We start from the raw sequence: 23033 nt of genomic DNA, 5'->3' as shown, positions 1-23033 counted from the left end.
TCGAGCGACCTGGCCAGGCCAGAAATTCGAAGGTCATCAAGCCACGTCAGCCAAGTAGGCTGGCACGCGGATACCACGCCGGAGAAGGAGCCGCTCATGAACACCGACCCGACGCTCACCCGGATCGGCCAGGGGGTGGAGCTGCATCACCACCGAGGTGAGCGCGAAGCCGCTCGCGAGCTGTTCGCGCAGATCTGGGACGACATCGGCGGCGAGCAAGGCGACCCGCTGCATGTTTGCGTCCTTGCCCACTCGATGGCCGACGTGCAGGACGACGTGCACGAGGAGCTGATGTGGGATCTGCGGGCGCTTGCCGCCGTCGGCCTGATCACCGATGAGCGGGTGGCCCAAGCGGGGGTGCCGCTTTCGGTGGCCGGCCTGTATCCGTCGTTGCATCTCAACCTGAGCGAGTGCTATCGCAAGCTGGGCGATCTCGGCCGCGCCCGCGAGCACCTCCAGCAGGCGCGGGCCCAGATCGGCGCGCTCGGCGACGACGAGTACGGGCGGCTCATCAAGAGCGGTCTGGAGCGGCTGACCGAACAGGTGGGTGACGCCACCTGACCGCGCCCCGGCGCATTCCTCTCGTGGCCGCTTGAGCCAGGCCAGGACCGACGGTCTCGTGCGTCTTCCAGGCCGCCAGCTGTCGGTCAGGGCGGGTTTTCCCTCGCGCGCACGCCTCGACCCGCGGCCCTGCCGATCGTGGGCAGGCCGCGGGTCAGCGTGAGGGGTGGACGCGTCCGCTGGGTCAGCGGTCGTTGGTGAGCATGGCCCGGTAGGCCGGGTTCTCGTGCGGGGGGCGGTGCGGGCCGTGGCCGAACTCGTCCGCGACCACGTCCCACCAGTCGTACTGCTCCAGGTAGACGAGGTCGAAGAGCATGATGCCGTGCGTCTTGTCCAGCGCCATCCGCAGCGCGCGGCGGAACTTGTCCGGATCGCCCTCGTACTGCAGGAGGTAGAGGCTCGCGTAGGTGAACGTGGCCTCGTCGATCGCCTCGGTGGCGAGCTCGGCGGAGCCCTCCACGGAGTACCACGGGGCCGGCTGGCCCTCGGCCACCGCCTCGTCCTTCGTGATGGCCGTGAAGTACGTCCCGGTCATCAGGAAGTCCATCGTCTCCGCGTACCCGGTGCGGTGGTAGTCCTCGCTCGCCCACGCGTACGGCGGGTGGTAATGGCGGCTGCCCCAGTTGACCCCTTCCGCGTAGTACTCGGGATACCAGGCCCCGACGTAGTCGGTGTAGATCAGGCCGGGGTCGATGCCGTGGACGAGCCGCTCGGCACGCTCGAAGAACGCGCCGATGTTGCCCGCCCGCCACTCGATCCACTTCTTGTAGAGCTGGCCCTCGACGCGCTTCTGGGTGAAGCCGTCCAGCTCGTACCGGAACACGTCGGAGGGCCAGTTCCGCACCTCGCTGCCGAGGTAGCGCTCGAACGCCTGCCGGCTGGCGTCGCTGAAGTCGGCGTCGACGTTGGAGTAGCGGGTGCGGTCCAGTGAGATGCCGTCCACGTCGTACTCGCGGGCGATCTCCTCGATCACGCTCAGCTCGTACCGCTGCACGTCCGGGTTGATCGGGTTGACGAACGTGGAGGAGGTCGGGTACTCGGCGGCGGGGACGATCGAGGTCTCGGCGGAGACGCCGGCCTCGTCGCCCACGTTTAGGTGGGCGAGCAGCCAGTCGGCCGCGGCTCCGTGGCCGGACAGCACGTACCCGTCGTCGGGCACCGCCACCGCGGGGGCGCCGCCGCGCCGGTCGGTCAGCTGGGTGACCACGCCGTCGCGCACCTGCGCCTCGACACCCCACTGGTTCGCCGGCGAGACCTCGTACGCCGCCGGGGTGAAGGCGACGAGCTGCTGGTCACCGCGCGCGCCGTCGACTCCGGACAGCGGGTGCGTCGCCCCGCTGGGCGCGGTCACCACCCGCCTGGCGTGCTGGTACCTGGTCTGCCACTCGGGGTGTTCGAAGGCCGGCCCGTCCTTGTAGGTGTTCTGGCCCTCGCTGAAGACGTTGACCGCGGCGATCACGTCGAGCCCGGCCGCGTGACCCTCCTCGATCACGGTGCGCAGCAGGTCGTAGCCGGCCGGATAGCCCTGGTACGACGGGATCTTCGTGGTGGACAGGTGCGGCGCGATCGCCGAGTCGTAGGCGACGTAGCCGGTGTAGTTCTTCACGTCCACCACGACGGTGTCGAAGCCGGCCTGCGCGGTCTTGGCGACGATGTCGCGCACCTCCGCGCGGGTGTCGAGCCGCTTCAGGTTCGCCGCGAGGTCGTACCAGAGGATCCGCGAATTCCAGTACGCGTGGCCGTACAGGCTTTCCAGGAGTGCGTGGCGCGCCCGGTCCGCGGGCGGTGAGGCGCTCGCCGGCGGGGCCAGGGACACGACGAGCGCGACCGCCAGGCAGGCCGCGGCGACGAGCCGTCCGCGCAGGGCGTGGGGGGTGAGCATCCGCATAGGACTCCCATCTCAAGGGGGATCGATGCCGGCCGTGGGGCACGCGGGGCCCAGACCATTGAAAGAAGTGGTACGGACAGATTCCGAATCGATCAGGCAGCATATTGACAGGTAATTGCCAGTACGTCCACACTTTCCGGCTAGTGGTACGGACCACTTCGCCCACCCCTCCCCCCTGGAGCACCATGCGTACGACCGTTCCCGTCCGGCTGGCCGCCGGCCTGGCCGGGCTCGCCCTGGCCGTGTCCGCCTGCGGCCTCGGCGGCGCCGAGCAGCAGACCCCGCAGCAGCAGTCGACCGGCCCCGCGAAGATCGTTTTCCAGACCCTGCAGCTCAAGCCGACGTTCACCGACTACATCGAGAAGACGGTGGCCGCGTTCGAGTCGGCGAACAAGGACATCGACGTCGAGTGGGTCGACATCCCCTTCCAGGGCGCACAGGAGAAGCTGGTCGCCGACGCGGCAGCCGGCAAGCTGCCCGACGTCGTCAACCTCAACCCCAGCTTCGCCCAGCCGCTGGAGGCCCAGGGTGTCTTCGTCGACCTGGAGAGCGCGGCGGCCGACGCCAAGCCCCTGTACGTGCCCGGCGCCTGGGACGCCTTCAAGGTGCGCGGCCTGACCGGCTCGTTCGGCTTCCCCTGGTACCTCACCTCCGAGGTGACCATGTACAACAAGAAGCTCTTCGAGCAGGCGGGCCTGGACCCGGACAAGCCGCCGGCGACGCTGGACGAGCTCTACGCCACCGCGGAGAAGATCGCCGAAAAGGGCAAGGGCGACTTCTACGGGCTGCACCCCGCGCTGGAGAACCGCTTCCACACCGACCTGGCCAAGCTCGGCGTCCCGATGCTGGACGAGAGCGGCTCGTGGGCGTTCAACACCCCCGAGGCGGTCGCCCACGTCGAGCGGCTGGCCAAGCTCTACCAGGACGGCGCGTTCGCCAAGGACTCCCTCACCCAGGACCACGCCAAGGAGAACGAGGCCTACCAGGCCGGCAAGATCGCGCTCTACCCGAGCGGGCCGAACTTCCTGACGATCGTCAAGGAGAACGCCCCGGACATCGCCGCGGCGACCGGCGTCGGCCCCCAGATCACCGGCCCCGACGGCGTGGCGAACATGTCGGTGATGGGCCTGCTGGTGCCGAAGTCCAGCCCGAACCAGGCGGCCGCCATCAAGTTCGCCAAGTACATGACCGACGGCGCGAACCAGCTCGCCTTCGCCAAGGTCACCACGGTGCTGCCGAGCGTGAGCGAGGCGCTGAAGGACCCGTACTTCGCGTCGAGCGACGGCACGCCCGAGGGCGAGGCGCGCAAGCTGTCGGCCGCCGCGATGCAGAACGCCGCGAACCTGACCCCCGTGGAGTACGACGACCGGGTCAAGAAGATGGTCGTCGGCAAGGTCCAGCTCGCGCTGCAGGGCGAGCTGAGCGCCAAGGAGGCGCTGGACCAGGCGGTGGAGGAGGCCGGCCAGATCACCGGCTCCTGATCCCGCCCCGGTCCCGGACGTCCGCGCCGGGACCGGCCCGCTCCTCACGAAAGGTCCTCCCATGATCGGCCGCCGACCGGCCACCCCATGGTTGTTCGTCGCCCCGGCCCTGGTGGTCGCGCTCGTCTTCTCGCTCGGGCCGTTCGTCAACACGGCCGTGCTGGCCTTCACCAACGCCACGACGCTGGGCGGCGGCACGTTCACCGGCCTGGAGAACTTCTCCCGGCTGGCCGAGGACGAACGCTTCTGGCAGGCGCTGCGCAACACCGGGTTGTACGTCGTCGTCTGCGTCCCCGCGATGGTCACGCTGCCGCTGCTGCTGGCGCTGCTGGTGGAGAAGAAGATCTTCGCCGTCGGGTTCTTCCGCGCGCTGTTCTACTCGCCGGTCGTCGCCTCCATGGTGGTCGTCGGCCTGATCTGGTCGTGGCTGCTGTCGAGCGACGGCCTGGTCAACGCCGCGCTGCGCGGCCTGCACCTGATCAGCGAGCCGCTGCCCTTCCTGACCGACGCCGACCTGCTGCTGCTCAGCGCGATCGGCGTGACGATCTGGAAGGGGCTCGGCTACTACATGGTCGTCTACCTGGCCGCTCTGGCGAACGTGCCGCGCGAGCACCACGAGGCCGCCCAGGTGGACGGCGCGGGCGCGGTCCGCAGGTTCTGGTCGGTGACGGTGCCGGCCATCCGCCCGACCATGGTGCTCGTGGGCACGCTGGCGGCGGTCGCCTCCGCGAAGGTGTTCGCCGAGATCTACGTGCTCGGCAACGGCTCGGCCGGCCCCGGCGGCCAGGCCGCCAGCATCGTCTACTACATCCGCGAAGCCGGGCTCGGCCTGGGCGGCGAGGCCGGCTACGCCTCGGCGATGAGCCTGGTGCTCTTCTTCGCCACGCTCGGCTTCTCGCTGCTGGTCACCCGGCTCAACCGACGGGAGGAGAGCCTGTGACCCCCGCCCTCGCGGCGGCCCGCCGGATCGCCGGCCGGACCGTCCGCTACCTGCTGCTGCTCGTGGTCCTCGTGGTGCTGATCGGCCCGTTCGCCTGGCAGTTGTCCACCTCGCTCAAGGGGCTGGGCGAGAGCATCTTCAGCTACCCGCCCGACCTGTGGCCGGACGAGCCCACCCTGCGCAACTACGCCAAGGCCGCCGACACGGTGCCCGTCTGGCGCTACGGCCTCAACTCCCTGGTCGTGGCCGTGCTCTCGGCCGTCACGAACTGCGTGTTCGGCGCCATGGCCGGCTACGCGCTGGCCAGGATGAACTTCAGGGGCCGCAAGCTCGTCTTCGCCGCGTTCCTGGGCACGATGATCATCCCGTTCGAGGTCATCATGGTGTCGGTCTTCCTCACCTCGCGGTCGCTGGGCCTGGTCGACACCCTGCTCGGGGTGGTGCTGCCGACCGCGGTGACCGGCCTGTCGGTGCTGCTGTGCCGTAACGGCTTCCTCAACCTGCCGATGGAGGTGGAGGAGGCGGCGATGCTCGACGGGGCCGGCGAATGGCAGCGGTTCTGGCGCGTCGCCCTGCCGTCGGTGCGCGGCACGCTCGCCGTGGTCGCGATCTTCAGCTTCGTCTTCGCCTGGGACGAGTTCCTGTGGCCGCTCATCGTGCTGTCCACCCCGGACAACTACACGCTGACCGTGGGCATCCAGTACCTGTCGGGGACGTTCACCGCGGACCAGCGGGTCATCGCGGCGGGCACAATGATCGCGGTTGTTCCGTTGCTGGCGTTGTTCTTCGCCCTGCAGAGATTCTTCTTCCGGGGCGTCGGAGAGGGAGCGGTCAAAGGATGACGCAGGAGACCAAGTACGAGACGCTCCGGCGCGTTCTCGCCGAGCTCATCGACACGAACATGGCGCCGCACGACCCGTTGCCGAGCGAGCGGGAGCTGATGCAGCGCTACGGCGTGAGCCGCATGACCGTGCGTCAGGCCGTGGAGGGCCTGGTGCGCGACGGGCGCGTCTACCGCGTCCAGGGGGCGGGCACGTTCGTCACCGACTCAGGGAAGATCACCAAGTCGCTGACGTTCAGCTCGTTCAGCGAGGACATCAGGGCCCGGCGCATGGTGCCGGGCGGCAAGCTGCTGCGGCTGGAGAGCGAGCCCGCCGAGATCGACGTGGCCCGCGACCTGTTCGTGGAGCCCGGCACGCCGGTGGTGCACATCACCCGGCTGCGCACCGCCGACGGCGAGCCGATGTGCCTGGAGAACGCCTGGGTGCCCGAGCACCTGGTGCCGGACCTGGCCTCGCGGGGACAGGTGGAGAGCCTGTACGACGTGCTGGAGGCGGCCGGCGCCGCGCCCGAGCACGCCGACCAGACGATCTCGGCCACGGTCGTCAACCGTGAGCAGGCGGAGCTGCTCGGCGTGCCGAACAACTTCCCGGCGCTGCGCGTCTCACGGGTGACGCACGACGCGCGCGGCCGGGTGGTGGAGCGCGCGATCAGCCTGTACCGCGCCGACCGCTACGACTACCGGCTGTCGATCGCGAGAGGCCGCAGAAAGTGAGGCTGGGCGTCGACATCGGCGGCACGAAGATCGCCGTCGGGCTGGTCACGCGGGACGGCACCGTCCACCGGCGGGCGTGCGCGCCGACGCCGGCCGCGCGGGGGCCGCGCGCGGTCGTGCGGACGGTGGCGGAGCTGGCCCGCGGTCTCGGCCTGGACGGCGTCGCCTCGGCCGGGGTGGGCACGGCGGGCGTCGTGGACCCCGGCGGCCGGGAGATCGTCGGGGCGACCGACGCGATCCGCGACTGGGCCGGCACTCCGCTGGCCCGGCTGCTGGAGGACGAGCTCCGGCTGCCGGTGCTGGTGCGCAACGACGTGCAGGCGTTCCTCGCGGGAGAGCTGGCGGGCACCGTGTGGCGCTCGGCGCTGGGTGTGACCGTCGGCACCGGCGTCGGCGGGGCGCTCGCCCTGGACGGCCGCGTCGTGCCCGGCTCGCGCGGCGCCGCCGGTCACCTGGGGCACGTGCCGGTGCCCGAGGCCGAGGGGCTGGCCTGCTCCTGTGGCGCGGAAGGCCACGTCGAGGCCGTCGCCGCCGGGCCCGCCATGGCGGCCGCCTCGGGAGAGCGCGATCTGCGCCAGGTGGTCGAGCGGGCCGAGGCAGGTGACGTGGCGGCGGCCGGCGTGCTGGCGCGCGGCGGCCGGGCCCTGGGCCGGGCGCTGGCGGGCGTGGTGAACGTGTGGGACCCGCAGGTCGTGATCATCGGCGGCGGCGTCCTGGCCGCCGGGGATCTCTACCTGGCGCCGCTCCGCGAGGCGCTGGCCGCCGGGATCCTGCCCGTGCTGACCGGAGTGCCCATCGCCTCGGCCCGCCTGGGTGACGACGCGGTACTGATCGGAGCGGCCCTGGCCGCCGGTGGGCAGCGGGGGCGCGGATGACGCTCACGCTGGCCCTCGTCCCGTTGGACGAGCGGCCCGCCTGCGCCGCGTTGCCCCGTGAGATCGCCGCGGTCGCGGGGGCACGCGTGCTCCTGCCGCCGCCGTCCGCGCTGCCGCGCGTCCGCCGCGCCGGTGACACCGCCGCGCTCGCGGGCTGGCTCCGGTCAGTACGCTGCGACGCCGCGGTGGTGGCGCTGGAGACCCTCGGGTACGGCGGGCTGATCGCGTCCCGGACGGTTCCGGCCACGGTGGAGGAGGTCGCCGGCAGGTGGGCGGCGCTGCGTGAGGTGCGCGCGCCGGTGCACGCCGTCACCCTGGTCACCAGGACGCCCGACTCGGACGACGCCATGGAGGAGCCCGGCTACTGGTCGGCCCACGGGCCCGCGCTGCACCGGCTCTCGGCCTCCCTGCACCGGCTCTCCGCCGGCCAGGACGCCTCTCGCCCGTCGGATGTACCTGGCATACCCGACGTTCCGGATACGTCGAGCGCGCTGGGCATGGGCGTACCAGGCGTGGGTGCGCCGGGCGCCGGTATGCCGGGCGAGCCGGAGGTGCCGGATGACGTTCGCGGGGACTTCCTGCGGCGGCGGCTACGCAACCACACGCTCAACCTGACCGCGCTCGGCCTGCTCGCCGACGGGACCCTGGAGTCGCTGGTCATCGGCGCCGACGACACCGCCGTCTGGGGCCTGGCGACGGCCGAGCTGGGCTGGCTGCGGTCGTGGGCCTCCTGGCTGGGCGACGGGCGCGTCAGCGTGCGGCCGGGCGCGGACGAGGCGGTCTCGACGCTGGTCGCCCGCGTGTTGTCCGGCGGAACGCCCGTCGGCTTCTCCGTGGAGGCCGCGGGCCCGCTGGACCGGGTGGCGCCGTACGAGAACATGCCCGTCGAGCGGACCGCCCTCGGCCAGATCGCGGCCTGCGGCGGGGTCGCGGGCAGTGACGTGTGCCTGGTGGTCCACGTGCCCGACCAGAGCGGCGCCGACTGGGCGGTGGCCCCTCCCGCGGCGACCGACGCCCGGGCGGCCGAGAAGGTCGCCGCGCTCGTCGAGCGGCTGCTCGGCGAGGGGCGGCGGGTCGCCGTGGCGGACTGCGGCCAGCCCAACGGCGCCGACCCGGCCCTGGTGGCGGCGCTGGCCGGGCGCGGACTGCTGCACCGGCTGACCGCGTACGCCGGCTGGAACACCGCGGGCAACACGATCGGCACGGCGGTGGCGCACGCGGTGGCGGTGGTCGCCGGGCAGCGGGCGGGCACGTTCGACGCGCGGGCGCACCGCCGCCTGCTGATGCGCCGCCTGGTCGAGGACTACGGCTACATGACCGGAGCGCGCGCGGCGGCCCGCGCCCGGCTGGGCAGCGACCCGGCCCGGCACGACCACGTCCCGGCCGGGCATCCGGTGCTGCGGGAGATCGTCGCGGCGCTGGACGGGCTGCGGCTGCCCGGGTTCGAGGGGTTGCGCGTGAGCGGGGTCGGCCTGCCGTGGGAGCGCACGTTCGAAGTGGATTTCGACATCACCGACAACAGCGAGGAGGGGGACGGCGCGTGCTGACAGCCGACGTCGTGGTCATCGGGGGCGGGCTGGGCGGCGTGGCCGCCGCGCTCGCGGCCGCCGAGTCGGGGCGCAGCGTGGTGCTCACCTGCGCGGAGGAGGAGCCGGGCGGGCAGATCACCAGCCAGCTCGTGCCCGCGCTGGACGAGCACCCGCACGTGGAGACCGGCGGTGTCTCGGCCTCCTACACGCGGCTGCGCGAGCTCGTCCGCGCCGGGTACGGCGGCGTCGCCAACCCCGGCGGCGGCTGGGTGAGCCGGTTGTGCTTCGAGCCGCACGCCGGCGCGAAGGCGATCGCGGACCTGCTGGCCCCGCATGTGGAAAGCGGGCGGCTCACCGTCGTCACCGGCGCCGCGCCGGCCGGCGTCCGCCTGCATGCGGGCCTCATCGAGGCGGTGACGCTCACCACCGGGCAGAGCGTCGCCGGCGAGGTGTTCTGCGACGCCACCGAGCTGGGCGACCTGCTCGTCCTGGCCGGAGCCCCGTGGGTGTGCGGTTCGGAGGGCGGCGACGCCTACGGCGAGTCGCTGGCCGTCGAGGGCGCCCCGCGCCCGCGGGCCGTGCAGTCGTGCACGACGGGCTTCCTGGTCGAGCACCTGCCGGGAGAGGACCACACGGTGCCGCGGCCGCCGGGTTACGAGCGCTGGCGGGACGGCCAGCCGTTCACGCTGGAGATCGACGGCTGGGACGGCAGGACGCACCGCTACCGCATGTTCGAGGACGGTCCCGACGGCCACCCGCCGTTCTGGACCTACCGGCGGCTGCGCGACGGCGCGGTGCTCGGCGGCCGCGACCTGGTGCTGATCAACTGGGCGGGCAACGACTACGCCGACCGGTCGCTGATCCACGAGCCCGGGGAGGCGGCGGCCGGGGCGCGCCTGCTGTCGCTGGCGTTCCTGCACTGGCTGCAGACCGAGGCCGGCTTCCCCGGGCTGCGGCTGGCCGCCGAGGCGCCCGGCACGAGCGGGGGCCTGGCCCGGCACCCGTACGTGCGCGAGTCGCGGCGGCTGGCCGTGCCCGGCCCGGTGACCGAGCACCACCTGCGGCCGGTGCCCGGGCAGGCGCGGGCCGCGGCGATGCCCGACGCCGTGGGCGTGGCCTGGTACCACATGGACATTCACGCGCGGGTGGGCCATCCCGGCAGCCACTACGCCGACACGGCGCCGTTCCAGATCCCGCTGTCGGCGCTGGTCGCCCCGGAGCCGGGCAACCTGCTGGCCGCCGCCAAGAACCTGGGCGCCACCCAGGCCGCCGCCTCGGCCTACCGGGTGCACCACGGCGAGTGGGCGGTCGGCGAGGCCGCGGGCACGGCCGCCGCCCACTGCGTGCGCCGAAGCATCCGGCCCGGCCGGTTGAGCGCGCCCGCCGAGCTCCTGGCGGTGCGGCGGAGCCTGGTGGCGCGCGGGGCGCCGATCGCCTGGGTGCTCGACGTCGCCCCCAGCGACCCGCTGTTCGCGCCGGTGCAGCTGCTGGCGGCGGCGGGCGCCGTCCGGCCGGACAGCCTGGACGTACGGCCCGATCAACCGCTGACCGAGGCCGATCGCACGGTGCTGCGCGCGGCCGCCGCCCGTCTGGGCCGGCACGACATGACCTCGGACCCGGGACGGACCTGGGCCGACGCGGCGAGCACGCTCGCCGGAGGGGGAGGAACGGCATGACCGGCGTCGAGATGCTCGGCCTGCTGCGTGGTGGCCTAGTGGTCTCCTGCCAGGCCTACGAGGGCGAGCCGTTGCACGGGCCGCGGTTCATGACCGCGATGGCGCGATCCGTGGTGCTGGGGGGCGCGGCCGGCGTGCGGGTCAACGGCCCGGCCGACGTCGAGGCCGTTCGGGCGGCCGTGCCGGTCCCGTTGATCGGTCTGTGGAAGGACGGCGACGGCGACGTCTACATCACCCCCACCGCCGAGCACGCGCTGACGATCGCGCGGGCGGGCGCGGACATCGTCGCGCTCGACGCCACCTCGCGTCCCCGGCCCGACGGTCTCGGGCTGGCCGAGACGATCGCCCGCGTCCACGAGGCGGGCGCGCTGGTCATGGCGGACGTCTCCACCGCGGCGGAGGGGGTGGCCGCCGCGGAGCTCGGCGCGGACTGCGTCTCGACGACGTTGTCCGGCTACACGCCCGCCTCGCCCCGTCTCCACGGGCCGGACCTGGAGCTGGTGGCCGAGCTGGCGGGCAAGCTGGACGTCCCGCTCTTCGCCGAAGGCCGCATCAGCACCCCCGCCGAGGCCGCGCGGGCCCTGGAGCTGGGCGCGCACGCCGTCGTCGTCGGCGGCGCCATCACCCGGCCGGCCGACATCACCCTGCGGTTCTCCCGCGTCCTGAAGGAGGCCCGGTCGTGACCGTCTGCCATGTCGTCAGCCACGTGCACTGGGACCGCGAGTGGTACCGCACGTTCGAGTCGTTCCGCTCCCGCCTCGTGGAGCTGGTGGAGCACGTCTGCGCGGAGCTCGAGTCCGGCGCGATGGCGGGCTTCCACCTGGACGGGCAGACCGTCACCCTGTCCGACGTGCTGACCGTCCGGCCCGACCTCGCCGGACGGATCAGGCGGCACGTCGTCGCGGGCCGCCTGACCATCGGCCCCTGGCACGTCCTGGCCGACAACCAGCTCGTCTCGGGCGAGAACATGATCCGCAACCTGTTCGCGGCGCGGCGCGCGGCCGAGCCGGTCGGCGGGCTCACCCCGATCGGCTACTCGCCGGACGCCTTCGGCCATCCCGGCGACCTGCCGCGCGTGCTGCGCGGCTTCGGGCTGGACACCGCGCTGGTGTGGCGCGGCGCGCCCGCCGGGGCGGCGCGGTTCCGCTGGCGGGCGCCGGACGGCTCGGAGGTGTACGCGGTCAACCAGGCCTACCACGAGGCCGAGGTGCTGTGGGCGGACGCCGAGCGGCGCCTGGCCGCGTTCCTGGACAGGGAGCGGGAGCGGTGCGGCGACGGGCCGTGGCTGCTGCTGAACGGCGGCGACCACCTGGCACCGTCCGGCACCACCGCCCGGGTGGCCGAGCTGGGCGGGCCGCTGCGGGAGAGCACGCTGCCGGCGTTCTTCGCCGCCGCCAGGGCGGCCGACCCCGAGCCGCCGCTGGTGACGGGCGAGCTGCGGCATCCCGGCGGGAGGCTCACGTTCCTGCTGCCGGGCACGCTCAGCGCGCGAACCCCGCTCAAGCAGGCCAACTGGCGCGCCCAGACGCTGCTGGAGCGCTGGGCCGAGCCGTACACGGCGCTGTCGGGGCGTGCCGAGCAGGTGCCGAACCTGCGTCACGCCTGGGACCTGCTGCTGAAGAACGCGCCGCACGACTCCATCTGCGGCTGCAGCGTGGACGAGGTGCACCGGGAGAACCTGACCCGCTTCGACCGCGTCACCTCGGTGGGCGAGCAGGTGCTCAACCGCTGCCTGGGCGCGCTGGGGCTGGACGTGCGGCTGTACGGCGACCCGTGCGCGGACGAGGCGGTGCTGGCCGTGCTGAACCCGCACGGCGGCCCGGTCACCCAGGGCGTGGAGGCCGACGTGCTGACGGCGCCCGGGCGCTACCCGCGCGCGGTGTACGGCCCGGACGGCGAGAGCGTGCCCTTCGAGTCGGTCACGATCGGGCCGGAGAAGGCGTTCGAGGCGGACCTCGACCTGCTGCCCGACACGCGGGACGCGCTCCGGCACCGGGTGGCCCTCCTCGCCGAGGAGGTGCCGCCGCTGGGCTGGGCGGCGTACCGGATCGAGCTGGGCGGCGAGCCCGTGGCGGTCCCGGAGACCTCGCCCGGCCGCCGCGCGCAGGCGGGCCCGTACACGCTGGAGGCCGCCGGCGACGCCACGGTCACGGTCAGCGGCGGCGGGCGGGTCTTCGCCGGGCTCGGCCTGCTGGAGGACATGGGCGACCGCGGCGACGCCTACACCTTCGATCCGGTGCCCGACGCCCCGGTGCACGCCCGCCTGTACGGCTCGTCCGTGACCGTCTCCCCCGTCCGCACCCGGCTGTCGCTGCGGGCCGTGCTCGACCTGCCCGCCGGACTGGACGACTCGCGCGAGCGCCGCTCCCGCGACGCGGTGGCCGTGCCGGTGACCGTCGACGTCACCTGCTGGCACGGGACGCCGGAGCTGCACTGGGACGTACGCCTGGACAACCGGGCCGGCGACCACCGGCTGCGCCTGTTGTTCCCCGCCGGGAACGCGCCAGGCGAGTGGCTCGCGGACGCGCACTTCTCGCTCGTGCGCCGCCCCGTCGAGCCGGAGCTGGGTCCGCTGCCCGACGAGCCGGCCATGGAGGCCCGGCACCCGGTGGCGCCGGCGCAGACGTTCGGCTCGGCGGGCTCCGGCGCCGCGCGGGTCTTCGTCGCCGCGCCGGGCCTGCCCGAGATGCAGGGCCTGCCCGGCCGCGACGGTGACGTGCTCGCCGTCACGCTGCTGCGCGCGGTCGGCTGGTTGTCGCGCTTCGACCTGCGCACGCGTACGACGGGGGCCGGGCCGCAGCTGCCCGTCCCCGAGGCGCAGTGCCGCGGCCCGCAACGGTTCGGCCTGGTCGTCCGGCTCGGCGACGCGGACGACCTGACGCTGGCGCACGCCGCCGCCCAGGCCCGGGCGCCGATGCGGGCCGTGCAGGCCAGGCCCGGCACGGCGGTCGCGCCGCGGCACGCCGGACCGCGCCTCGCGGGCGGCCTGCTGACCGCGCTCAAACCCGCCGAGGACGGCGACGGCTACGTGCTGCGCGTGTCGAACCCGACGGGTGAGACGGTGACGGCGGGCCTGACCCTGCCCGAGGGTGCTCAGGTGAGCGAGGCCCGCCTGGACGAGACGGCGTACCCGGCGGCGGAGCTCGCCCTCGAGGAGTTCGAGCTGCCGCCGTACGCGCTGCGCACGTTCAGGGTGCGCTGACCCCCAGCCAGCGCTGGTACATGGACAGGTCGCGCAGCACACGGGCACGGAAGCGCGGCTCGGTCCCCCCCTCCGCCGAGGCCGCGCGGAGGCGGGCGGCCGCGGCGTCGAGGGAGGCGTGGGCGCGCTCCGGCCTGCCGAGCCGGGTCCAGCGGTCGGCGGCGGCCAGGTCCTTGCCCATCCGCTTGGCCGTCGCGGCGGGCGCGCACGCCCCGCCGAGCTGGCCGCTGGTGTAGGCGATGCCGGCGCGGACGGCGGCCTCGGGGTCGGCGTGCGGCACCACGGCCCCGGTCCGGAAGACGCCCTCGCCGACGGCGGCCGCCTGGTCGTTGCGGAGCTGGACGTAGGAGAACAGCGCCGCGCCGTCGGAGTCGGCCTCGCGCACCGCCTGCACCTGGTCGGTGACGGTGTCGGGCGAGCTGCCGCGGTAGGGGCCGTACGTGGCGGTGTAGAGGAGGTTGTCCGCGCCGACCGAGGCGCGCATCTTGGCCGTGTCGCCGGCCACCGCGTCGGCGGACGTCCCGAAGGCCATCCCGGTCAGCACGTCCACGTAGCCCTTGCCGACCCAGTCGGCCCAGTTCTGGAACTTCTTGTCGAGCCCGTCGCCCGGGTCGGGGAAGACCGCGGCCTACAGTCGCGTCTCAGGGGCCGCCTCGCGCTGCAGCGCCCGCACCTCGGAGACGAACGACGTCACCTGACGCTCGCGCCAGGCGTTCCACTGCGTCCAGCGCGGATCGTCCATGGTCAGCGTGTACGGGTCCGCCCCGTCGTGCTCCCGGGCGAAGGCCGCCCTGCTGTGGTCGCTGTAGGAGAAGGACGCCTGGTACGGCACCGACACGGGGTAGCGGATGTAGTCCAGGTGCAGTCCGTCGGTCCGGTAGCGGGTCAGGATCTCCCGGAAGACCTCCTTGACGTACTGCCTGGGCTCCGGCATGGCCGGATCGAGGAAGTAGTAGCCGGCCTCCTGCGACGACGGCTGCGGCCCCGCCTTGCCGACGTCCTCGCGCTCGACCGCGGCCCACTCGGGGTGCGCGGTGAGGATCGGGCCGGGACCGCCGTTCGCGCTCTGGTGCCCGGCGTAGAAGGTGTGCACCCAGGCGTGCAGCTCGATGCCGCGCCGGTGGGCGCCGTCGATCCACACCTGGAGCGGGTCGAACCCCTTCATGTTCGGGCGTTGCGCCTCGACCCCCCACTTCGCGGCCACCTCGCTCGGGAAGATCGTGTAGCCCTGCCAGAGCGTCTCCAGGAAGATCAGGTTGACGCCGGTGCTCTGGATGCGGTCGAGGGACTTCTCGATCTGCTCCGCGGTCGTCTCGGTCGGGCGCACCCAGAGGCCGCGCCCTTCGGCCGGGCGGGATTCCCTGGTGCGGTACCACGCCCGTACGGCGGCCTGCCCGGCCCGCTGGGCCAGCTCCGCGGCGGCCCGCTCGTCCGGCTCCGCCCCGGCCCGGCCGAGCAGGTCGCGGGCCTCGGCGAGGTGCCGCCCGGCGGCCTCGGCGTCGACGGGCAGGCAACTCCCCTCGGCTTCGGCGAGCCCGGCCTCGGCGGCGGCGATCTGCTGCTCGGCGCCGCGCGCGTACGTCCCCGCGTCCACGGAGACGGTGACCCGGCCGGCGTCGAGGGTGACGGACGCGCCGAGCACGGCGTTGGCCGACAACCATTCGCCCTTGGAGCCGTGACCGCTGAGCACGAAGCCGCCCGGCGGGATGAGGCTGTCGCCGCCGCCCCGGGCGGTCACCCTGCCGTCCACCACGGTGACCTCGAAGCCGTTGGCGTTCGTGCCGGTGCGCTCGCCCTGCGTCGGCGAGCTGATGTAGGCGAGGAGCTGCTCGGCGCCGCGGCACCCGGGGAAGCACGCGCCGGTGGCGGGGTCGACGCCGCCGGGGTTGCCGGCGGCCGTCGGATTCATCGCGTCCAGAGTGGCGGAGACGCTTCTGAACAGCATGCCGTCCAGCCGGATCCGGTCGCCCTTGCGCACGTGGTCGCGCAGGAAGAGGCGCACGTCCGGGCTGCCGCCCGGGGAGGCGGACAGGACCGCGCCGTCGGCGGGGATCGCGTTGTCGCCGGGGTTGGGGCATGCGGGGCTGGTCAGCGCGGTGCACACGTCGAGCACCTCGTACACGTCCCGTTCCGCCGTCCGGCGCAGCACGGCCTCGGCGCCGAACGCGTTGGTGCCCGTGGTGGGCTGGAAGGCCGGGGTGTACAGGGCCAGGACGCCGGCGGCCCTGCTGGGCGGGTCGATGGCGGTGATCTCCTGGCGGACACCGTCGGCGGCGATCACTCCAGGGCCGCTCGCCGGCTCCTGGGCCGCGTGGACCGGACCGGCCGTCGGGAATGTCAGCGCGGCGGCGCCCAGCAGTGCGGTGCCCCATCGTCGAGTGCGCACGAATCCTCCTGATCAGCGAATGGTGTCAGGAGTCTGGCGTAGTGGTCCGTACAAGTAAAGAGGCGATATCCCAGGATAAAGCCCACTTGACGATAGTGGTCCGGACCACTTCGGTGAGACGTCCGCTCGTGCCGGCGCCGGAAATACGCCGGAGCGAGCGGCAGTTCAGGCGGCGGCGGTCCTAAGGCGCGGGCGATAGGACGAACCTCGATCAACTTCTGCTTGACCATCGGTAAAAGTCGCTCTTAACTGACATACCGTATGCACCTCGCATATGGCATGAAGCCCGACACACAGGAGCTTCCATGGACAAGGTCGGTGTGTGGCTCATCGGCGCACGCGGATCCGTGGCGACCACCGCGACCGCCGGCGCCGCCGCGATCAAAGCCGGACTCGCACCCCCCCAGGGATGCGTGACCGAATCCCCCAACTTCCCCGCAACGCTCGTCCCGCTCGCCGGCCTCGTCTTCGGCGGTCACGACATCACCGAGACGCCTCTGCGCAAACGCGCCGAGCAACTCGGCAGAGCCGGAGTCGTCCCCCCTCACCTGCCCGACCTGATCGCCGCCGACCTCGACGCCGCCGACGCCGAGATCCGCCCCGGCCACGTGCCCGGCGACGTGCCCGGCGACCGTGACCAGGCGGCCGCCGCCGCCCGCCTGGGTGACGACATCGCCGCCTTCCGCACCCGCCACCACCTGGCCCGGGTCGTCGTCGTCAACGTCTCCTCCACCGAGCCGCCCGCCGCCGACCGCCCGGAGTTCGCCCGGCTGGCCGACCTGGAGGAGCGGCTCGCGGCCGGCGACGACGTCCTGCCGCCGAGCAGTCTGTACGCCTACGCCGCCTTCCAGGCCGGCTGCGGCTACGTGGAGTTCACCCCGTCCACCGGTCCCACCCTGCCCGCGCTGGCCGAACTGGCCGCCTTACGGCAGGTGCCGTACGCAGGGCGGGACGGCAAGACCGGCGAGACGCTGGTCAAGAGCGCGCTGGCGCCCATGTTCGCGAGCCGGGCGCTGCGCGTGCGCTCCTGGTCCGGGCTCAACCTGCTCGGCGGGGGCGACGGCGCCACGCTCGCCGATCCGGCCGCCCGATCCAGCAAGCAGCTGTCCAAGGACCAGGTCGTCGCCGGCGTCTTCGACGAGCCCGTCGAGGGGCAGACGCACATCGACTTCGTCGCCGACCTCGGCGAGTGGAAGACCGCCTGGGACCACGTCACCTTCGAGGGCTTCCTCGGGGTGCGGATGGCGCTGCAGTTCACCTGGCAGGGCTGCGACTCGGCGCTGGCCGCCCCGCTCGTGCTGGACCTGGCCCGGCTGGTGGCCCGCGCGCACGAGAAGGGACGGCACGGCCCGCTGCCCGAGCTCGGCTACTTCTTCAAGAACCCGCTGGGCGGCGGCGAGCACGCGCTGGCCGCCCAGTACGCCCGGCTGCGCGCGTTCGCCGAGGAGCTGTCGTGAGGGCGCTGCTGGAGCTGGTCCGGGCCCCGGCCGCGCTGTCGGTGCCCGGCGACACCATGGCCGGAGCGGCCGCCGCGGGCCGGTGCCCGAACGCCGGACTGGCCCTGGCGTCGGTGCTCATGTACTGGTCGGGCATGGCGCTCAACGACTGGGCCGACCGCGAGGCCGACGCCGCCGAGCGGCCGGAGCGGCCGATCCCGTCCGGCAGGATCCGTCCGGGCACCGCGCTCGGCCTCGCGGTCGCCCTCACGGGGGCCGGCCTGGCCGTCGCCGCCGTCGCCGGCGGGCGCCGCGGCCTCACCACCGCCGGGCTGCTGGCCGGCGCGGTGTGGGCGTACGACCTGGGCCTCAAGCGGACGGCGGCGGGCCCGGCGTCGATGGCGGCCTGCCGCGCCCTCGACGTGCTCATGGGCGCGGGCGCGCAGGCGCGAGCCGCCGTGCCGATGGCGCTGGCGGTCGGCGCGCACACGTACGGGATCAGTGTCCTGGGCCGCGCCGAGGTGACGGGGGCGTCGCCCGCGACCGCCGGGCGCGCGCTGGCCGCCAGCGGGGCGGCGGCCGGCCTGGCGGTCGCCTCCAGCCTGCGCGGCGACGCCGCCGCCCGGGCGGGCGCGGGCGTCCTCATCGCCGGGTATCTCGCCTCGACGCTGCCGGTCCAGGCCGGGTTACGGGCCAGCCCCGACCCCGAGAGCGTACGGCGAGCCGTCCGCCTGAGCATCCTCGCGCTGATCCCGCTCCAGGCGGCGGCGGTCGCGGGGAACGGCCGGTTCGCGGCGGCGGGCGCGCTGCTGTGCTCGCTGCCCGTGGGCCGGTGGCTCTCGTCAAGGATGGCGACGTCATGAAGTGGGCCTACTGCACCAACGGCTTCGGCGACCACCGGCTCACCGAGGCCCTCGAGGTCCTGGCCGAGCTGGGTTACGCCGGTGCGGCGATCACGCTCGACCGGGGGCACCTGGACCCGTACTCCCCCGGTCTGGCCGCCGAGGTGTCCAGGATCGCCGGGCTGCTCGACCGGCTGGGCCTGTCCGCTGTCGTAGAGACGGGCGGGCGCTACACCCTCGATCCCTGGCGCAAGCACCATCCGACTCTCATCAGCGACGGCGCGGAGCGCCGTTCCGCGTTCCTCACGACGGCGATGCGGATCGCCGCCGACCTGGGCGCCCCCGTGGTGCACCTGTGGAGCGGGGCCCGGCCGGACGGCGTGACCGAGCAGGAGGCCTACGCCCGCCTGGCCGGCCGGTGCGAACGGCTCCTCGACGAGGCGGACCAGACCGGCGTCACCCTGGGGTTCGAGCCGGAGCCCGGGATGCTCGTCCAGGACCTGGACGGCTTCGAGCGGCTGCGCGCGCTGCTCGGCGCCCACCCGCGCTTCGGTCTCACCTTCGACGTCGGCCACGCCCACTGCGTGGAGCGGGACGACGTGGCCGCGTGCGCGCGGCGGGCGCTGCCGTACACCGTGCACGTGCAGATCGAGGACATGCGCCGCGGGGTCCACGAGCACCTGGAGTTCGGCGAGGGCGAGATCGACTTCCCTCGCGTGCTCGCCGAGCTCCGCGGCTACTCCGGCCTGGTGGCGGTCGAGCTGGCCCGGCACGGTCACGCGGCCCCGCAGGTCGCCCGCCGATCGATCGATTTCCTGAGGAGGGCACATGAGTCAGGCGGAGCACGAGTGGCTGGCGCAGGCGGTCCGGCGGGTGGAGGCTGACCCGCGGGCGATCCACCTGCTCTTCCCGCAGGCCGAGCGGCGCGGCGGCCCCGACGCCCGCGGCGCGCTGCTGCGGGCGCTGCGCGGCGACAGCGCCGTGATCAGCGCGGTGATCAGCGACCTGTACGTACGCGGCGACAGCGGCGAACGGCTGGCGATCCTGTCCGCGCTGCCCGATCTCGACGCGGGACCGGAGGCGGTGGGGCTGGTGGAGGACGCGCTGCGCACCAACGACACCCGGCTGGTCGCCGCCGCCCTCGGCCCCTACGGCTCGGCGTGGCTGGACGACCACTCCTTCCGCCAGGGCGTGCTCAAGTGCGTCTTCATGGGGATCCCGCTGGCCTCGGTCGCGGGCCTGGAGCGCCGGTTCGACGCCGAGCTCGCCCGCATGTTGTCGGACTACGCGGCGGAGCTGCGGGCGGCCGGCCGGCCCGTCCCGCATGACGTCATGGAGAGGATCTGAATGCGCATCTTCGACCCGCACATCCACATGACCTCCCGGACCACCGACGACTACGAGCGCATGCACGCCGCGGGAGTACGCGCCGTGGTGGAGCCAGCCTTCTGGCTGGGCCAGCCGCGCACCAACGTGGGCAGCTTCCTCGACTACTTCGACGCGCTGCTCGGCTGGGAGCCGTACCGCGCCGCGCAGTACGGCATCCGCCACCACTGCGCGCTCGCGCTCAACCCGAAGGAGGCGAACGACCGGCGCTGCGCGGGCGTGCTGGCCGAGTTGCCGCGCTACCTGCTGAAGGACTCCGTGGTCGCGGTCGGCGAGGTCGGCTACGACTCGATGACGGCCGAGGAGGAGCACGCCTTCGAGACCCAGCTCACCCTCGCCCGGGAGAACGACCTGCCCGTCCTGGTGCACACGCCGCACCGGGACAAGGCCGCCGGCACCCGCCGCACGCTCGACGTGGTGCGGGCCTCGGGGACGCCTCCCGAGCGGGTGCTCGTCGACCACCTCAACGAGGTGACCGTCGGCCTGGTAGCGGACTCCGGCTGCTGGATGGGGTTCTCGATCTACCCGGACACCAAGATGGACCCGGAGCGGATGGTGGCCGTGCTCAGGCAGTACGGCACCGCCAGGATGCTGGTGAACTCGGCCGCCGACTGGGGCCGCAGCGATCCGCTGAAGACGCGCGCGGTCGCCGACGCCATGCTGGCGGCCGGCTTCGGCGCGGACGACGTGGAGCAGGTGCTCTGGCGCAACCCGGTGGCCTTCTACGGGCAGAGCGGGCGGCTCAGCCTGGAGGCGGGCGCCGAGGCGGGTCCCGACTACGCCGGCAACACGATCAAGCGGGGCTGACCATGCGGCTGCGGCATCCGGACGGCTCGGCCGTCCACCTGTCCTACTGCACCAACGTGCACCCCGCGGAGGATCTGCCCGGCATCCGCCGCCAGCTCTCCGGCGTCGCCGCGCGGGTCAGGGCGCTGCTCGGCACCGACCGGCTCGGCGTCGGCCTCTGGCTGCCCCAGCGGGCCGCGGCCGAGCTGCTCGCCCGGCGCGACGACCTGGCCGCGCTGCGCGAGCAGCTGACCGCGCTCGGGCTGGAGGTCGTGACCCTCAACGGGTTCCCGTACCGCGGCTTCCACGACGAGGTCGTGAAGTACCGCGTGTACCAGCCCGACTGGGCCGAGGCGGAGCGGCTGCGGTACACGCTCGGGCTGGCCGAGATCCTGGCCGCGCTGCTGCCGGACGACGTCACCGAGGGCACGATCTCGACGCTCCCGCTCGCCTGGCGTACCGGTTGGACGGCGGACAAGGCGGCGGCGGTCATGGCCAACGTGGACGCGGCCGCCCAGGGGCTGCGGGCGCTGACCGCCAGGACCGGCAAGGTGATCCGGCTGGGCTTCGAGCCGGAGCCCGGCTGCCTCATCGAGACGACCCCCCAGGCCGGTCCGCTGCTCGGCGACGTCGACCACGACTACCTGGGCCTGTGCCTGGACGCCTGCCACATGGCCGTCGGGTTCGAGGAGCCGGGCGCCGGCGCCCGTACGGGGCTGCCGATCGTCAAGCTCCAGGCGTCGTGCGCGCTGGAGGCCCCGCCAGGGGCGCAGCGGGCGCTCGCGGCGTTCGACGAGCCCAGGTTCCTGCACCAGACGCGCTCCGCCGGCGGGTTCACCGACGACCTCGGAGAGGCGCTGGCCGGCGGCCTGCCCGCGGACGAGAGCTGGCGGGTGCACTTCCACGTCCCGCTGCACGCCGACCCGCCCGCGCCGCTCACGACCAGCGCGCCGTACCTGGACGGGCTGCTGCGCACGCTCCTCGGCGGCGCCGCCCCGCTGACCCGGCACGTCGAGGTGGAGACCTACACCTGGGCCGTGCTCCCGGACGCGCCGCCGGACCTCGCCGCCGGCATCGCCGCCGAGCTCGACTGGATGCGGGGCCGGCTGGCCTCGCTGGGACTGAAGGAGCAGTGATGGCACCGCTCGTCGTGATCAACGTGGTGGGGCTGACCCCGCGCCTGCTGGCGCACATGCCGAACGTGGCCAAGGTGGGCGCGGCGGCCACGCTGCGGCCCGTGCTCCCGGCCGTCACCTGCTCGATGCAGGCCACCCTGCTGACCGGCGCGATGCCGCGCGAGCACGGCATCGTCGGCAACGGCTGGTACTTCCGCGACCTCGGCGAGGTCTTCCTGTGGCGCCAGCACAACGCGCTCATCCAGGGCGACCAGCTGTGGACCGCCGTGCCGGGCCTGCGCACCGCCAACGTCTGCTGGTGGTACGCGATGGGCGCGGCCAGCGACCTGCTCGTCACCCCGCGCCCGATCTACCACGCCGACGGCCGCAAGTCGCCCGACTGCTACACCAGGCCGCCCTCGCTCCACGACGACCTCGAATCCGCGCTGGGCACGTTCCCGCTGTTCAACTACTGGGGCCCGACCGCGGGGATCGCCTCGTCCGAATGGATCATCGGCGCGGCCCGCCGCATCCTCGAGCGTGAGCGGCCCGACCTGATGCTGGTCTACGTCCCGCACCTCGACTACGACCTGCAGCGGTACGGCCCCGACGGTTCCGAGGCGATCGCCGCCGCCCGCGCCGTGGACGCCGCGCTGGCGCCGCTGCTCGCCGAGGACGCCGAGGTGGTGGTGCTGTCGGAGTACGGCATCACGCCGGCGTCCCGCCCGGTCGACGTCAACCGGGCGCTGCGCGGTGCGGGACTGCTGGAGGTCTACACCCAGGAGGGGATGGAGTACCTCGACCCGTGGGCGTCGCGGGCGTTCGCCGTGGCCGACCACCAGGTGGCCCACGTGTACGTACGCGACCCGGCCGACCTCGCCCGCGCCCGCGACGTCGTCGCCGGGCTGCCCGGCGTGGACGAGGTGCTCGACCAGGCGGGCAAGGCGAAGTACGGGCTCGACCACGAGCGCGCCGGTGAGCTGGTCGCGGTGGCGGAGCCCGACGCCTGGTTCACCTACTACTACTGGCTGTCGGACGACCGGGCCCCGGACTTCGCCAGGCTCGTGGAGATCCACCGCAAGCCCGGCTACGACCCGGCCGAGCTGTTCATGGACCCGCGTGACCCCTTCGTCAAGCTGCGTGCGGCCGCGGCCCTGGCCAGGAAGACCCTGGGGTTCCGCTACACGATGTCGGTGGTGCCGCTGGACCCGGCGCCGGTGCGGGGCAGCCACGGCCGGCTGCCCGACGCCGCCGAGGACGGCCCCGTGCTCATCGGGCCGTTCGAGGGGGACGCCTACGAGGCCACCGACGTCAAGGAGCTGCTGGCCGGGCTGGCGCGCCGGCGCGCGACGTAGGCTGGGGCGCGACGGAAGGG

At 73.7% G+C, this 23033-nt stretch carries 20 protein-coding genes; 17 read left to right on the top strand and 3 right to left on the bottom strand.

All coding sequences use genetic code 11. From position 1 onward, the window contains the following. Positions 1-96: 96 nt before the first annotated feature. The gene (locus E1286_RS06625) at positions 97-561 is read left to right on the top strand and encodes a hypothetical protein (protein ID WP_132609750.1); all 465 of its coding nucleotides are present in this window, start codon (positions 97-99) and stop codon (positions 559-561) included. 184 nt (positions 562-745) lie between these two features. Here the strand turns inward: E1286_RS06625 and E1286_RS06620 are convergent, their stop codons facing one another. Beyond that, on the bottom strand, positions 746-2449 hold the full coding sequence (locus E1286_RS06620) for an alpha amylase family protein (RefSeq protein WP_132609748.1): 1704 nt from the start codon (positions 2447-2449) through the stop codon (positions 746-748). Between the two features lie 185 nt (positions 2450-2634). Between E1286_RS06620 and E1286_RS06615 the strand changes: the two genes are divergently transcribed. From E1286_RS06615 to E1286_RS06575, 9 genes are all read left to right on the top strand, one after another. Next, positions 2635-3930 carry an ABC transporter substrate-binding protein gene (locus E1286_RS06615; protein WP_132609746.1) on the top strand — a complete coding sequence of 432 codons (1296 nt, stop codon included), beginning with the start codon at positions 2635-2637 and terminating at the stop codon, positions 3928-3930. Positions 3931-3991: 61 nt separating this feature from the next. Further along, positions 3992-4870, top strand: a complete 879-nt coding sequence (locus tag E1286_RS06610) for a carbohydrate ABC transporter permease (RefSeq protein ID WP_132609744.1) — start codon at positions 3992-3994, stop codon at positions 4868-4870. After that, positions 4867-5712 (top strand): carbohydrate ABC transporter permease, encoded by an 846-nt coding sequence (locus tag E1286_RS06605; protein WP_132609742.1) that lies wholly within the window; start codon positions 4867-4869, stop codon positions 5710-5712. Before E1286_RS06610 ends, E1286_RS06605 begins: the two co-directional genes overlap by 4 nt. After that, positions 5709-6425 carry a GntR family transcriptional regulator gene (locus tag E1286_RS06600; protein ID WP_132609740.1) on the top strand — a complete coding sequence of 239 codons (717 nt, stop codon included), beginning with the start codon at positions 5709-5711 and terminating at the stop codon, positions 6423-6425. Before E1286_RS06605 ends, E1286_RS06600 begins: the two co-directional genes overlap by 4 nt. After that, positions 6422-7300, top strand: a complete 879-nt coding sequence (locus E1286_RS06595) for an ROK family protein (protein WP_132609738.1) — start codon at positions 6422-6424, stop codon at positions 7298-7300. The genes E1286_RS06600 and E1286_RS06595 overlap by 4 nt, the downstream gene beginning before the upstream one ends. Then, entirely contained in the window at positions 7297-8847 is a 1551-nt protein-coding gene (locus tag E1286_RS06590; RefSeq protein ID WP_132609736.1) for a DUF4127 family protein, read from the top strand. The genes E1286_RS06595 and E1286_RS06590 overlap by 4 nt, the downstream gene beginning before the upstream one ends. Continuing rightward, complete coding sequence (locus E1286_RS06585) at positions 8841-10505, top strand: FAD-dependent oxidoreductase (RefSeq protein WP_165969607.1); 1665 nt, start codon at positions 8841-8843, stop codon at positions 10503-10505. The genes E1286_RS06590 and E1286_RS06585 overlap by 7 nt, the downstream gene beginning before the upstream one ends. Further along, positions 10502-11188, top strand: a complete 687-nt coding sequence (locus tag E1286_RS06580) for an N-acetylmannosamine-6-phosphate 2-epimerase (protein ID WP_132609732.1) — start codon at positions 10502-10504, stop codon at positions 11186-11188. Before E1286_RS06585 ends, E1286_RS06580 begins: the two co-directional genes overlap by 4 nt. Then, positions 11185-13707, top strand: a complete 2523-nt coding sequence (locus E1286_RS06575; protein ID WP_132609730.1) for a glycoside hydrolase family 38 N-terminal domain-containing protein — start codon at positions 11185-11187, stop codon at positions 13705-13707. Before E1286_RS06580 ends, E1286_RS06575 begins: the two co-directional genes overlap by 4 nt. On the opposite strand, the gene E1286_RS06570 is transcribed toward E1286_RS06575, so the two are convergent. Beyond that, the gene (locus E1286_RS06570; RefSeq protein WP_132609728.1) at positions 13694-14257 is read right to left on the bottom strand and encodes a hypothetical protein; all 564 of its coding nucleotides are present in this window, start codon (positions 14255-14257) and stop codon (positions 13694-13696) included. The two genes, E1286_RS06575 and E1286_RS06570, sit on opposite strands and share 14 nt — an antisense overlap. Before the next feature lie 78 nt (positions 14258-14335). After that, a complete protein-coding gene (locus E1286_RS06565; protein ID WP_132609726.1) occupies positions 14336-16093 on the bottom strand; it encodes a glycoside hydrolase family 10-like protein in 1758 nt (585 codons plus the stop codon). 305 nt (positions 16094-16398) lie between these two features. On the opposite strand from E1286_RS06565, the gene E1286_RS06560 reads away from it, so the two are divergent. Genes E1286_RS06560 through E1286_RS06530 form a run of 7 tightly spaced genes read left to right on the top strand, consistent with a single transcriptional unit; the run spans position 16399 to position 23013 of the window. Beyond that, positions 16399-17550 carry an inositol-3-phosphate synthase gene (locus E1286_RS06560; protein WP_132609724.1) on the top strand — a complete coding sequence of 384 codons (1152 nt, stop codon included), beginning with the start codon at positions 16399-16401 and terminating at the stop codon, positions 17548-17550. Further along, entirely contained in the window at positions 17547-18392 is an 846-nt protein-coding gene (locus E1286_RS06555) for an SCO3242 family prenyltransferase (RefSeq protein WP_132609722.1), read from the top strand. The genes E1286_RS06560 and E1286_RS06555 overlap by 4 nt, the downstream gene beginning before the upstream one ends. After that, a complete protein-coding gene (locus E1286_RS06550; protein ID WP_132609720.1) occupies positions 18389-19255 on the top strand; it encodes a sugar phosphate isomerase/epimerase family protein in 867 nt (288 codons plus the stop codon). The genes E1286_RS06555 and E1286_RS06550 overlap by 4 nt, the downstream gene beginning before the upstream one ends. Beyond that, the gene (locus E1286_RS06545; RefSeq protein WP_132609718.1) at positions 19200-19718 is read left to right on the top strand and encodes an EboA domain-containing protein; all 519 of its coding nucleotides are present in this window, start codon (positions 19200-19202) and stop codon (positions 19716-19718) included. Before E1286_RS06550 ends, E1286_RS06545 begins: the two co-directional genes overlap by 56 nt. Continuing rightward, positions 19719-20564 (top strand): TatD family hydrolase, encoded by an 846-nt coding sequence (locus E1286_RS06540; RefSeq protein ID WP_132609716.1) that lies wholly within the window; start codon positions 19719-19721, stop codon positions 20562-20564. A 2-nt stretch (positions 20565-20566) separates the two neighbouring features. Next, positions 20567-21679, top strand: a complete 1113-nt coding sequence (gene eboE, locus E1286_RS06535; protein ID WP_132609714.1) for a metabolite traffic protein EboE — start codon at positions 20567-20569, stop codon at positions 21677-21679. Beyond that, positions 21679-23013, top strand: a complete 1335-nt coding sequence (locus E1286_RS06530; protein ID WP_132609712.1) for an alkaline phosphatase family protein — start codon at positions 21679-21681, stop codon at positions 23011-23013. The genes eboE and E1286_RS06530 overlap by 1 nt, the downstream gene beginning before the upstream one ends. The last annotated feature ends 20 nt before the right edge of the window (positions 23014-23033 follow it).

The organism is Nonomuraea terrae, from assembly GCF_004348995.1.
In the GTDB taxonomy this organism is placed as follows: Bacteria; Actinomycetota; Actinomycetes; order Streptosporangiales; family Streptosporangiaceae; genus Nonomuraea; species Nonomuraea terrae.
Note: the sequence above shows the minus strand (reverse complement) of the source record. Positions and strands in the feature narration are given on the sequence as shown.

Bases quoted from the DNA above. Each gene is read 5' to 3' on its own strand.
- E1286_RS06625 (WP_132609750.1), top strand. From the start codon at position 97: ATGAACACCGACCCGACGCTCACCCGGATCGGCCAGGGGGTGGAGCTG.
- E1286_RS06620 (WP_132609748.1), bottom strand. From the start codon at position 2,449: ATGCGGATGCTCACCCCCCACGCCCTGCGCGGACGGCTCGTCGCCGCG.
- E1286_RS06615 (WP_132609746.1), top strand. From the start codon at position 2,635: ATGCGTACGACCGTTCCCGTCCGGCTGGCCGCCGGCCTGGCCGGGCTC.
- E1286_RS06610 (WP_132609744.1), top strand. From the start codon at position 3,992: ATGATCGGCCGCCGACCGGCCACCCCATGGTTGTTCGTCGCCCCGGCC.
- E1286_RS06600 (WP_132609740.1), top strand. From the start codon at position 5,709: ATGACGCAGGAGACCAAGTACGAGACGCTCCGGCGCGTTCTCGCCGAG.
- E1286_RS06590 (WP_132609736.1), top strand. From the start codon at position 7,297: ATGACGCTCACGCTGGCCCTCGTCCCGTTGGACGAGCGGCCCGCCTGC.
- E1286_RS06580 (WP_132609732.1), top strand. From the start codon at position 10,502: ATGACCGGCGTCGAGATGCTCGGCCTGCTGCGTGGTGGCCTAGTGGTC.
- E1286_RS06560 (WP_132609724.1), top strand. From the start codon at position 16,399: ATGGACAAGGTCGGTGTGTGGCTCATCGGCGCACGCGGATCCGTGGCG.
- E1286_RS06550 (WP_132609720.1), top strand. From the start codon at position 18,389: ATGAAGTGGGCCTACTGCACCAACGGCTTCGGCGACCACCGGCTCACC.
- E1286_RS06545 (WP_132609718.1), top strand. From the start codon at position 19,200: ATGAGTCAGGCGGAGCACGAGTGGCTGGCGCAGGCGGTCCGGCGGGTG.
- E1286_RS06540 (WP_132609716.1), top strand. From the start codon at position 19,719: ATGCGCATCTTCGACCCGCACATCCACATGACCTCCCGGACCACCGAC.
- eboE (WP_132609714.1), top strand. From the start codon at position 20,567: ATGCGGCTGCGGCATCCGGACGGCTCGGCCGTCCACCTGTCCTACTGC.
- E1286_RS06530 (WP_132609712.1), top strand. From the start codon at position 21,679: ATGGCACCGCTCGTCGTGATCAACGTGGTGGGGCTGACCCCGCGCCTG.